10 protein-coding genes are annotated in these 12,599 nt (G+C 44.7%); 9 read left to right on the forward strand and 1 reads right to left on the reverse strand.

Going from position 1 to position 12,599, the window contains the following annotated elements; genetic code table 11:
* The first annotated feature begins 214 nt into the window (after window positions 1–214).
* The 5 genes from RT084_RS11525 (at window position 215) to RT084_RS11545 (ending at window position 5,298) form a co-directional block, all read left to right on the forward strand.
* Complete coding sequence (locus tag RT084_RS11525) at window positions 215–808, forward strand: Dps family protein (protein ID WP_409418194.1); 594 nt, start codon at window positions 215–217, stop codon at window positions 806–808.
* 318 nt (window positions 809–1,126) lie between these two features.
* Window positions 1,127–2,260 carry a class Ia ribonucleoside-diphosphate reductase subunit beta gene (nrdB, locus tag RT084_RS11530; RefSeq protein ID WP_313063310.1) on the forward strand — a complete coding sequence of 378 codons (1,134 nt, stop codon included), beginning with the start codon at window positions 1,127–1,129 and terminating at the stop codon, window positions 2,258–2,260.
* A gap of 40 nt (window positions 2,261–2,300) precedes the next feature.
* Window positions 2,301–2,561 carry a 2Fe-2S iron-sulfur cluster-binding protein gene (locus tag RT084_RS11535; protein WP_128682112.1) on the forward strand — a complete coding sequence of 87 codons (261 nt, stop codon included), beginning with the start codon at window positions 2,301–2,303 and terminating at the stop codon, window positions 2,559–2,561.
* Window positions 2,562–2,832: 271 nt separating this feature from the next.
* Complete coding sequence (gene rpoD / locus RT084_RS11540; protein WP_076774107.1) at window positions 2,833–4,737, forward strand: RNA polymerase sigma factor RpoD; 1,905 nt, start codon at window positions 2,833–2,835, stop codon at window positions 4,735–4,737.
* A gap of 216 nt (window positions 4,738–4,953) precedes the next feature.
* Window positions 4,954–5,298, forward strand: coding sequence for a YbeD family protein (locus tag RT084_RS11545; protein WP_253852179.1), 345 nt, complete (start codon window positions 4,954–4,956; stop codon window positions 5,296–5,298).
* A gap of 121 nt (window positions 5,299–5,419) precedes the next feature.
* On the opposite strand, the gene RT084_RS11550 is transcribed toward RT084_RS11545, so the two are convergent.
* A complete protein-coding gene (locus RT084_RS11550; RefSeq protein ID WP_313100157.1) occupies window positions 5,420–7,825 on the reverse strand; it encodes a hypothetical protein in 2,406 nt (801 codons plus the stop codon).
* A 228-nt stretch (window positions 7,826–8,053) separates the two neighbouring features.
* Here RT084_RS11550 and RT084_RS11555 point away from each other — a divergent pair, with 228 nt between their 5' ends.
* The 4 genes from RT084_RS11555 to RT084_RS11570 are packed head-to-tail and all read left to right on the forward strand — an operon-like array spanning window position 8,054 to window position 12,447.
* The gene (locus tag RT084_RS11555) at window positions 8,054–8,959 is read left to right on the forward strand and encodes an ATP-binding protein (protein WP_313100159.1); all 906 of its coding nucleotides are present in this window, start codon (window positions 8,054–8,056) and stop codon (window positions 8,957–8,959) included.
* Window position 8,960: 1 nt separating this feature from the next.
* On the forward strand, window positions 8,961–10,310 hold the full coding sequence (locus RT084_RS11560; protein ID WP_313100160.1) for a DUF2868 domain-containing protein: 1,350 nt from the start codon (window positions 8,961–8,963) through the stop codon (window positions 10,308–10,310).
* Between the two features lie 2 nt (window positions 10,311–10,312).
* The gene (locus RT084_RS11565; RefSeq protein ID WP_313100161.1) at window positions 10,313–10,870 is read left to right on the forward strand and encodes a hypothetical protein; all 558 of its coding nucleotides are present in this window, start codon (window positions 10,313–10,315) and stop codon (window positions 10,868–10,870) included.
* A 32-nt stretch (window positions 10,871–10,902) separates the two neighbouring features.
* The gene (locus RT084_RS11570; protein ID WP_313100163.1) at window positions 10,903–12,447 is read left to right on the forward strand and encodes a DUF3482 domain-containing protein; all 1,545 of its coding nucleotides are present in this window, start codon (window positions 10,903–10,905) and stop codon (window positions 12,445–12,447) included.
* Window positions 12,448–12,599: the final 152 nt, after the last annotated feature.

The following is a 12,599-nucleotide window of genomic DNA, read 5'->3' on the forward strand; positions in this document are numbered from 1 at the left end:
AAAACTGCAGTTTTTTTATGGCGGCAAGCAAAACTATTTACCAAATTTGCACACAGCTGTGCGAAATGTTTGATATTATTTTTAGGGTAATACCGTACATTTTAATTGATAAAATTAAACGTACTGATAAAAACGATTAATTTTAATAACAGATTGTTTAGGCTTACAATTAAGTCCTAAACAAATAAAAATCATCATTTTAGGAGATAACAACATGGCAAAACAAGCCACTACAAAACAATCAGCAACCAAACAAGACTCAGAACAATTAGACAATACCGATAAATCAGGTGAAAAAGTGACTCCCTCCAAATCTACTGCTTCCAAATCTGCCTCAAGTAAAACACGTGATATCAGCTTAGCCGCTGCAGACATGAGCGCCATTGTTGAGCAATTAAATACCTTATTAGCCAACTATCATGTGTTCTATACCAATGTGCGTGGCTATCACTGGAACGTGCGTGGCTCAGATTTCTTTACCCTCCATGTGAAGTTTGAAGAGTTATATACTGCGCTGCAAGTCCAGATTGATGAAATTGCTGAACGCATTTTGACCTTACAAGGTACACCACTACATGCTTATAGCGATTTCTTAAAAATCTCAAGCATCAAAGAAGACAAAAACGTCTCTGACGGTGTGGCATGTGTGAAAGGTATTTTAACGGGTCTGACTATGACCATCGCTAAAGAACGCGAAATCATTGACTTAGCGGATGAAGATGACGATCAAGGCACTGCCGACCAATTGACTGCGTACGTGCAAGAACAAGAAAAATTGGTGTGGATGTACAATGCCTATCTTGGCTAATCGTCCCATCTGACCAAAAAGACGGCTTTAATAGTCGTCTTTTTTATTGCGTGGTAAAATAAAAACACAATATATAGATTTTCAAATGTCAATAAATTTAATTAGTTATTTTTTTGATATACAAATAGTTATATATTTCAATATGTTATAAATTTTATCCTTAGAAATCAAGTCCTTGGGTGGATTGCAATTTCTATATGTTGTTATCTATAATAGCCAAGCATACTAGCCAGTTGATGCATTTGTTAGCTGATTTACTTGTTAACTGATACTGCTACGCCACTTGTCTTGAACTTTGATTGAAGAAGATTCACCGCTATGTCATATTCCATCTTTTGCCAAACCAAAAATGACCCATTGCTTGAGCCGATGTTTTTTGGTCAGCCTGTCAATGTGGCACGTTACGACCAACAAAAATTCCCTGTTTTCGAGCAGTTGATTGAAAAGCAATTGTCGTTTTTTTGGCGTCCAGAAGAAATTGACGTTTCCAAAGACCGCTTGGATTTTAGCAACTTGTCAGTGCATGAACAGCATATCTTCTTAAGCAACCTAAAGTACCAAACCTTGCTTGATTCGATTCAAGGTCGTAGCCCCAATGCCGTGCTACTGCCGCTGGTATCGATTCCTGAATTAGAAACCTGGATTGAAACATGGTCATTTTCTGAGACCATCCATTCTCGCAGCTATACCCACATTATTCGTAACGTGGTCAATGACCCAAGCAAAGTATTCGACGATATCGTTGACAATCCTTTTATCCTAGAGCGCGCGACAGGGATTGCCAAGTTTTATGACGAGCTGTATCAACTATCTCAGCTATATAACCTATACGGTGAAGGTCGTCATGTCATCGATGGCAAGCCCGTCGAGGTTAATTTACGCCTGCTTAAAACCAAATTGTATCTATGTTTGGTGGCTATCAATGTGCTAGAAGCGATTCGTTTTTATGTGTCGTTTGCCTGTTCATTTGCCTTTGCTGAACGCAAACTGATGGAAGGTAATGCCAAAATTATCAAAATGATTGCCCGTGACGAAGCGCTTCATCTAAACGGCACCCAGCATATGATTAATTTGATGCAATCGGGCAAAGATGACCCTGACATGGTAGAAATCGCCGAAGCCTGCCAACAGCAAGCCATTGAAATTTTCAAAGACGCGGCTGAACAAGAAAAAGCATGGGCAAAATATTTGTTTAAAGATGGCTCGATGATTGGCTTGAATGAAAATATCTTGGTGCAATATGTTGAGTACATTACCAACCTACGTATGGATGCGATTGGCTTACCCCCTATTTTTGCGGCAATTAAAAATAACCCAATTCCATGGATCAATGCTTGGCTGTCCTCAGACAACGTGCAAGTCGCGCCCCAAGAGTCAGAAATCACCTCTTACTTAGTCGGTCAAATTGACGCAGAGCTAAGTGATGATGCGTTTGATGATTTTGAATTGTAATTCGTCATACGCTTATTTTATTTAGGCAATATAATCGATTATGGCATGGATTTTTACCAACAACACGCAGTTTTATCTGCATGACGCTGAGACGTTGCTACAAGGCATGCTTCGCTCAAAAATCCCTGCCAATCACCAATGCCTTGAAGGTTATTGCGGTACTTGTAAGCTCAAATACCGCCGTCGCCACCATGACACCCGTATCGACTATATTCACCCGCCGCTCGTGATGTTAGACGATGACGAAATCCTACCCTGCTGTTGTCAAGTCAGAGGGGCAATCGAGCTTGATATTGATTGATTTACCAAAATAACCCGCCAAAAACTGCGCGAAATGCCGCATAAAGCGAAAACTTACCCGCTTTGCCTTTAATTTTCTCCCCGCGAACCTCATATAATCCGTTATAATAATAGGTTGACTACCGCTTTTTAATCATACTAAATCTTTATTTAGTCCTCGACTGTCATTTGCAGGGTGTATCCCTTGATAAAAATGAAGAAATACAGTCATTAGCTTATTTGTCGTGCTATTACATTATTTATTTTTTTAACCAATATCAAAGCGAGCCCTCATGAGCGAACATTCAACTTCTCAATTAGCCACGCTGATTCAATTAGGTAAAGAGCAAGGTTATCTCACCTATGCTGAGATCAATGACCAACTCCCCGAATCGGTAACTGAAAGTGACCAGATTGATGATATTATTCAAATGCTCACAGACGTTGGCATCAAGATTTTTGAGACCGCGCCTGATGAAGACGACATTATGCTTAGCGATGATGCGGATGATGACGAAATTGCTGTCGATGAAGCCGCCGCGGTACTTGCTTCAGTAGAATCTGAGCCAGGTCGCACCACCGACCCTGTGCGTATGTATATGCGTGAGATGGGTACGGTTGACCTACTCACCCGTGAAGGCGAGATTGCGATTGCTAAGCGTATCGAAGATGGTATTCGAGATGTACAACATGCCATGACCTTTTGGCCAGGTACCGTGGCCATGCTCATTAATGAATACCACCAAACCTTTGAAGGTGAAAAGAAAGTCTCGGATATTATTACAGGTTTTCTTGACCCTGAAGCCGCTGATGTGATTCCCCTTGCCGATGACGAAGAAGTGGAAATCGCGTTACCGATTATCAAACCCAAAGTCAAAGACGACAAAGCCGAGGATGAACTCGACGATGAAGCTGAAAACGCCGATGAAATCGAAGAAGCCGATGGCGAAGTCAGTGAAGATGCCGATACCGAAGAAGCGAGCGGTCTTGACCCTGAAGAAGTGCGTCTGCGCTTTGAAGAATTAGAGCAATTGTTCACCAAGGTCAAAGATTTATTAGCCACTCATGACCGTGATAGCGACGTCGTCAAAGCGGCGATGAATGAGCTTGCCAACTGCTTTATGCTATTTAAGCTCAATAGCCGCGTCTCTGACAATATCATGGATATGATGCGCGAGGTGTATGAAGACGTGCGTAAAAACGAACGTCACATCATGAAACTGGTGATTCGCCGCGGTAAAATGCCAAAAGATGAGTTTCGCAAGACCTTTCCGCATAATGAAACCAACCTTGACTGGCTCCCTAACCGTATCGCAGGCAAACCTGCCTTTGCCGACACGTTAGAGCGGGTACTTGACGAAGTGTTACAGTATCAAGGGCGTATCCAGCAGCATGAGCAAAATCTTGGCATGAGCATCGACCAAATGAAAGTGGTCGCACGTAACATGTCTGTGGGTGAAGCCAAAGCCCGCCGCGCCAAAAAAGAAATGGTTGAGGCGAACTTACGTCTGGTCATCTCGATTGCTAAAAAGTACACCAATCGCGGTTTGCAGTTCCTTGATTTGATTCAAGAAGGCAACATTGGCTTGATGAAAGCGGTAGATAAATTTGAATATCGCCGTGGTTATAAATTCTCGACCTATGCCACTTGGTGGATTCGCCAAGCCATCACCCGCTCGATTGCTGACCAAGCGCGCACCATCCGTATCCCTGTGCACATGATTGAAACTATCAATAAAATCAACCGTGTATCGCGCCAGCTATTACAAGAAATGGGACGTGAGCCTACCCCTGAGGAATTGGGCGAACGCTTAGAGATGGACGAAGTCAAAGTCCGTAAAGTACTCAAAATCGCCAAAGAGCCAATCTCAATGGAAACCCCAATTGGGGATGATGAAGACAGTCACTTGGGTGATTTTATTGAGGATTCGAGCATCTCAAGCCCAGTGGATGAAGCAACGGCACAAGGGTTAAAAGAAGCTACCCGTGAAGTGTTAGCCAACCTCACCGAACGTGAAGCCAAAGTGCTTAAAATGCGTTTTGGTATTGATATGTCTACCGACCATACCTTAGAAGAAGTGGGTAAACAATTTGATGTCACCCGTGAGCGTATTCGTCAGATTGAAGCCAAAGCGCTGCGTAAACTGCGCCACCCTTCTCGCTCTGAACATTTACGTTCATTCCTAGAGAATGATTAATGTTATATCCATCCAAAAAAGCCGAGACAATGTTCTCGGTTTTTTTATGGGCGAGTTTGTGAATGTGGTTTTTCTATAAATGTGGCTTTTTATGAATTGGGTTATGAATAGATTTATGAATGGCGCTTTTTTCAACGCCAAACTCTAATGTCTTGAAATTATCGGTTTTACCCTCATTTAGACCCTAAAGAAATTTATACAACCTTAGGTGATGCTATGAACGATAAAACAATTACACTCAATAACTTGGAAGCCGCTGCATGTAGTACGCGAGCGGCGAAACCTACGGATATCCAGCACCCAGAATTGTGGAATTTTCCTATGGATTATCCGCTTAGCATCATCGGTCATGAGGGTCACAAAGACACGCTACTCGATGAAGTAAAATTAATTTTGGGTAGTTTATTTCCTGAATTTGATTTAGCAAGTTTGACTATCAATCCATCGCGTACCGGCCGTTTCCACTCCGTACGCGCTAATGTATATTTGACAGAAGCCGAGCAAGTCAATAGCTTGTATAAAATGCTCGATGAAGCGGCAAGTATTCGTACTGTATTATAAACCTGTCATGGTTAAAAATGGCACGAGTGATTGACGTACAAAAAAGCGGGATACATCAGTTATCCCGCTTTTTTTATCTGTTTTATATGGGTCATCAGCAGTTGATGCTTCGTTTGTCCGCTTATTGGCTCAAAAGCAACAACTGATAGGTAGCCTTGTAGGCATCATAATTAAAATTATAGCTCGCTTCAAAGTGAGGTTTGAGTTTTTCAATTAACTCATCATCCCCCTCATCAGATAGGCTGATATGCTTGGCTTGGGTCTGCATATCTTCGATAGCGATTTCGCCCAGTAATTGATTAAACTTATCGCGCGCCTGCGTTTGCTTGGCGATATCGGCAGCCGTCATGCGGACGGATGCAGCGGCGTCGCTTGATGCAGTATCAGCGCTGCCAGATCGTTGGCTGGCTGCCTGTTCCTGGGCGGTGGCTTTGTCGATTTTTGCACAGATTTTGGCAAGGCGGGTGCGTGATGTTTTATCAAGTTTATCTGTGTCCAAGAGCAGCGAACATGCTTGTTGTTCTTCGCTTTCTTCAACAACATCTACTGCCGCTGCAGCTTCCGCCGCCACTGCAGCTGCGCTTTCTACATCGCTGGGTTTGTCGCTGATAGTTTGATACAACTGGCTAAAAATCTGGGCGTCAGATTTGCCTTGCGCTTTAAGTTTGGCAATCTGTTGCAAGTATTGTTGATTACGATAGGTTTTATCAACAATCCCTGCGATATGTTCGGCAAGCTCATCATCGACATACGCATCAACATCTGTAATCGCTTTTTGCTGACGGCTATCGGTATTCATGACCGCATAATTATCGGCTTGTATTTTTGCAAGTTTGGTTGCAGCGGCGTTTAGCGCCGCCATATCTATTTCACCCAGGCTTGCTTCATCTTTTTGCAACACAAACTGGTAGCTATAAAGGGTGACAAACGTCTCAACAAACCCTTTGTTTTGTTTGAGCAAACTATAGGACAAAGCTTCTAAATTCTTATCACTGTCAAAGACTTTGGATTGTTTTGTCGCCGCCCATAGATTGTTATTTTTTGATGCTTGTTGCCAAGTGATTGCCTTGTTGAAGATATCAGGATTGACGCGGGCTTTGCCATAATCATAAAAATTAACCACTGTGCGCATTTGGGTCTTGGGCTGATTGGTAGTCGGCGTGGTTTTTTCAAATGCTGGCAAATCACTCATTGCTACCACATTGAGTAGTTGATTTTGGCGGTTGAGTCCATAGCTGATACGGATGTCGTCATCCATTGAGATAAAGCTGCTATTTGCCTCTTTGCTTATTTCAGCTTGCAGCGCTTTAAAGGCTTGCGGATTGGCCTCAATGATTTTTGCCAGTGCAGCGGCACTGACCAATTTGTCTGATTGGTATTTGTCAAAGGCTGCTAACGCTTTTGCGGTTTGACCCAATTCGTCACTGGTCGACTCATCAGTGGTTGAATCGTCAGTGGCTGTTTGAGTCTCTAAACTGTCCATTGCCTCTGCAGCATCGGCACTGGCTGGGTCAGCAGCGCTGTCATCTGATTGCGCGCGCATTTTGTCAATGGCTTCATACAGGCGCATGGCAGATTCATACGCTTTTTCTTCAACGCTTGCCAACTCATGGCTGTCAAAGGCTTTTTTCATCAGATACCTTGGGCTAACGGCAAGGCTACTAAGCTGCTTTAGTTCATCATCTTTGACAAAATCGGCTGGATTGATGAATGATTTTAGGTAGCGCTCATTGACGTGGAAGAACAGCAAATACTCTGCTAGCATTTGATTGTAGCCAATGCGGTAGCCAATGCGCTGGCTCACACCTTTGGCTTTATCTTCAGTAGTCAAAGCCAATGTCTGATAATCGCTTTCTTTGGCAAGGGTGGCATTTAGCAGTGACATCTGTTCAAATACCTTGAATAAGGCTCTTTTATCTATCTTTTTATCTTTTAGCAGTTTGCTATAGTCATATTCAATGTAGCGTCCATCATATTGCGGGTCGGTAGCAAACTCAGAGAGTCCCGATAAGTCAGCATATACTTTTGAGCGCGCAAAATCAGCCGCAAGCGGCACTTTGATAAACGCCCCTGCATTGTTCTGCACATAGCGAAATTCAGGCACGATTGACATTTGCCCTCGGCGAAAATCTACCACACCTGTGGAGGCAAACTCAAAGCGCTTGGTTAAAATATCCATCACTTGCCCCACTTCGCTTTGTTCACGGGTTTGGTGATTGACCCCCTCTGTGACCAAGGCTTGTTGGCGAGCATCAAGGTGCTGTGCTTTGCTCAGCTGCCCGATAAGTTTTAAACGATTAGGGCTTGCAGCTAACGCTTGTGCGCTACGTAAGGGCGGGCGCACCACATTGACTCGATAGTCATAAGCATAGCTTTGACGACTGACCAACTGTTGGTTGGCTTGCAACACACGTTGAGACAGCGGCTGACTCGCGCTAGGCTGCGTGGCACAGCCATGAATCCCCAGCATGACGATAGCAGAAGTGAGAGGTTTAATACTAAAGGCGATGGCTTGTTGCGCATTCATTGATCTTCCTTAACAAATTTTATCATAAAGCCTATCTTTATAACTGAATTGAATTTTTTTGTAAACAAAAAGCCAGTGTTATGCTGCAATGTTTACAAAGATAATGGGTAATCTAACGGAGTTTTGCTATCATACGAACTAAATACCGCAAAAACGCTTAAAAACTACTCATTTAAAAACTAATCACTTAAAACTAGTCACTTAAAAACCACTCAGAAGAACCCTTGTATGTCGCAACTCACTCTACCCGCTAATCTTAATTTACCCACTAATTTAGAACACTTACTCACCCAATTTTTACAGGCGCAGCTGCCCAAGCCCATACAACTTGACCCAAGCGTGCTTGCCTACCGATGGCAATCCAATAGCCGCACGGGCAGCGGTGAATTGGTGCCTTTAACCGTAGATTTGCGATTGACGTTGGATGATTTGCTGGGCATTGATGGGCAAAAAAATAAACTGGTTCAAAACACGCGCCAATATTTAGCAGGCTTACCTGCCAATCATGTACTCATGACAGGCACACGTGGCGCAGGAAAATCCTCGCTCATTCGGGCATTGCTCAATCAATATAAAGCGGATGGTCTTCGTATTATCGAAGTGTCACGAGATGATTTGGTGATGTTAGAGCCGATTCGCCAAGCAGTACGAGACCTTCATAAAGCCCAGCCCAATCATGGCTGTCATTATGTGGTGTACTGTGATGACTTAGCGTTCAATGGGCAAGATGAGAATTATCGCACACTCAAAAGCGTGCTCGATGGCGCGCTAGACAGCGAGCAAGACAAACTACTGGTCTATGCGACCAGTAACCGCCGTCATCTACTACCGCAACTGATGAAAGACAATGTGAGCATTTATAATGGGCAAACTGATGAAGTCAATCCGTACGAGACGATTGATGAAACCGTGTCGTTGTCTGACCGCTTTGGGCTGTGGCTGTCGTTTCATCCGATGACCCAGCCTGTGTATTTGGATATTTGTGCGCATTATTTGGCGCAAGCAAGTTTACCCTTTGATGAGCAAGCAAAAGCCGCTGCCTTGCGCTTTGCCAGTGAGCGTGGCGGACGCTCTGGGCGCGTGGCATATCAGTTTAGTCGGTATTTTATTGGCATGAAAAGGTTGAAAAATTAATATGTACGCAAACCAAGACCAACTGACCGAGCTGGTGCGCAGGCTGGAAGAAAAACAGCATATTTTTGCCGCTGACCCGATCCTTATCACGGAAAAACTGCAACATGAACTGGGCGAACCGCTGACCAAATTGCGCCGCCGTGCCTCACGCATTGATAATGACGGCAAACTTGCGCAGCTACTCACCACCATTGACACCCGCGTCAATGGCGTAATTTGGGGATTGACTGTCTTGTGGTTTATTTTGGGCTTTGTCGCGTTATTTGGGTTGATGCAAGCGCAGGTGGTGAACTTTTTTTATGTGCTAGCCAGTTTATTAGGGTTTAATACCATTATCCTGCTGGTTTGGCTCGGTTGGATGCTGTTCTCACCGCGCAACAAACCCAGTTTTTTTGGGTCATTTTTCACCCCGGCAACCCTAGTTCGTGGCAAAGATGTTGTTACCCAAACAGCGGTTGAACTGTATCAAGACCAGCTCAATCACGCTGGCACCAAATGGTACGTCAGTCGTATCAGCCACCAGTTTTGGTTAGCCAGCCTATCGGGAATGTTGGTGTCATTAATTCTATTGTTATTGGTCAAAAATTATAATTTTGTGTGGGAATCAACCCTACTACAAGACAGCAACGTGGTGGAAGTGGTCAAGCTGATGTCTTGGCTGCCCCATTGGGTAGGCTTTCCTACGCCAACGGCACAAGATATTATCACCGCGCAGATGAATCCTGAAACCACGCCACAGATGATTTCGTTTCGTTGGGCGATGTTATTAATCGGTAGCCTACTGATGTACGGTATCGTGCCACGTTTGCTCGCATGGCTATGTTGTCTGATGATGGTGCGCTCAAGCCGTATGAAACTTGATACCAAACAGCCGTATTATCAAAAAATTATCGATTTTTGGCAGCGCAAAGTGATTGACCCCGATGACAGCCCCGCTGAGCAAAAACCTATCGCGCCCACTGCCCAAATCAGCCTAGCCAATAAACTTGCCGTGTTGCTCGAATACCCGCAAGCCAACCCGCACTGGTATGCCAAAAGCGTTGGTATGGCGGCGCAAAACTTTGGTCGTATCGATGATCGTGATGACTTGGAAAAACTGATTACCTACCTTCAAAGCAACCCTGTTCAAGTGCTCGTCGGTATCTCCAATCTCGCACTCCCCGACCGTGGCACCCTGCGAAAACTCGATAATATCGCAAGCGCGGCAAAAGGCGGCATGATTGTGCAGCTGCTCGATGCCAATCAAGGCTACCTGCCAAGTCCGAGCGAAATTGAAACCATCAAAGCCCGTCAACTACAATGGGAAACCGCGTTGGCAGAACGCCAAATTGCCCTAGTAAGAGAAAATTAACCATGAATGCCACGACAAGCTATGCCGATGTGATTAATAGCATTGCCCAAACTGCTGCACAGCTTACGCTCACAGCGCAAAGCGCTTTTGTGCAAAATCTCCTCCGTCAATTTGTGCAAAATCTACCAGCCGATTGGCTTGACAATGAACTCGACAGTGAAAAACCCTACTATCAAGCCCTGTTTGACGCCATAAATACTCAGACTTGGCAACCCGATAGCATCGAACAGGCGCTAAATGCGCTCGATGACATCATGTTTGCTATGGGCGATAGCTATCCACACAGCACCAGTGACGCGATTTTACTGATGCTTGATATGCTTGGGGTTTATCTATCTTTGACAGCCATGGAAGAAAAATCCGAAGTAAGTGATGGTTGGGTGATTTTAACTGCGGAAGGCTATTTGGATTATTATGACCAATTGGCAGAAGATAGTAGCGAAAACACCGACGATGTTGCCCATAGTTTTGATGATTGGCTGGCACATCCACTGGCCCAAACTGCCTTCAATCATGTCAACCATGCCCTAGAACTTGCCAAAAGAACTTGCCAAAAATAGCTCGCGCTGAATATATAAAGGTTAACAAAATAATGGATAACAGAGACATAACCACCCAAGAAAAATTGACAATTGATTTAACCAAAGATTATTTGCCAGCGACGGCTACTGACAGCGCGACCCATCCAAGCACTGATATCGCTACGCAGCCAACCAATCATCCATTAGCCCAAGCTGAACAAAACCCCTATCCAAGCCGCAAAATCAGCATTGGCGAAAATGAAGCGTTAAAATTGGCGATCGTGGGTCATACCAATACCGGTAAAACTTCGCTACTACGCACCTTGTTGCGTGATATGTACTTTGGCGAAGTCAAAAATGCGCCTGCCACTACCCGTCATGTGGAAAAAGCCATGATCAATGACAGCCAAACGGGTCAAGGCTTGGTGGCACTGTATGACACGCCCGGTCTAGAAGATGCGTCAGGGCTACTTGATTGGTTAGAAGACAATACCGCCGCCCGCCGTGACGGTGTGGAGCGGTTACAGCAATTTTTGGCAAGTGCGCCTGCGCAAGATGAGTTTAGCCAAGAAGCCAAGGTCATTCGTCAGCTGATTGCCAGTGACATGGCTGTCTATGTGATTGATGCGCGTGAGCCTGTGCTCGGCAAATATAAAGATGAGTTAACTGTGCTGTCATGGTCAGCCATCCCCGTCATGCCCGTATTTAACTTTACTAAGGGTCAAGATAGCAATATCAATGAATGGCAGCAGATGCTCGCGCGCCGCAACTTGCATGTATCTACGCGGTTTGACTCAGTGGCGTTTGAGTTTGATGATGAAATCAAACTGTGGCAAAACTTAGAAACCATGCTGATACAACCTGAAATTATCAAACAACTGATTGAGCGTCGTAAAGCCGACTGGGATGATTTGTACGATGATGCCAATATTATCATTGCGCATTTTTTATTAAACGTTGCCGCCTTTGTTGAAACCATTCACGAGGAGGATGATCCGCTGCCTACCTTACAAAAAATGCAAGAAAAAGTACGCCAAGCTGAACGCAGTATGCAAGACGAACTATTAAACCTGTATAAATTTTATGACAATACCGTCACCACCACACCGCTTGAGCTGACTGAATATCGCCGCGATCCGTTTGATAAAGACGTACTAGCCAGTTATGGGATTCGTACCACAGGCGGTGCGGCGGCAGGCGCGCTGATTGGACTGGGTATTGATGTCGCCACCCTTGGCACGTCACTGGGACTGGGTACGGCGCTCGGTGGTTTGGCAGGTGGCTTACTGTCAAATACCAGCGCGATTGCCGACAAAATCAGTGGCGTCAAACGGCTGCACATAGACCCTGCTACCCTGACCTTACTGGCGACTCGAGCGATGGACCTACTGACTGCGCTACGCCATCGTGGTCATGCGGCGACTGATAGCATCATGGCGAACCAATCGCTCGCGCCTTGGTCAGTTGATAGATTGCCAAGTTTGCTCAAAAAAGCGCGTGGTAAGCCCGAATGGTCATCGCTCAACACAGGTAGACAAGCCACTGTATCTGCCAAGCAGTCGCATGAGCTGCGCGATGAGGCAGCTTGGCAACTATCACGTCAATTAAGACGCTGATTTATTAGGGTAAAAACATGGTAAAGAATCTGGCTGAAAACTATCTAGCCTTGTTAAGGTTATTATTTGCTAAGCCCACTATAAGAATTTATTAAGTGAGACCTTTGCACGAAACAGCCCCTTTGCTCGAGGCATACCACCAAACCGAAAAA

It is taken from the genome of Moraxella sp. CTOTU48717 (genome assembly GCF_032057165.1).
Taxonomy (GTDB): Bacteria; Pseudomonadota; Gammaproteobacteria; order Pseudomonadales; family Moraxellaceae; genus Faucicola; species Faucicola tetraodonis.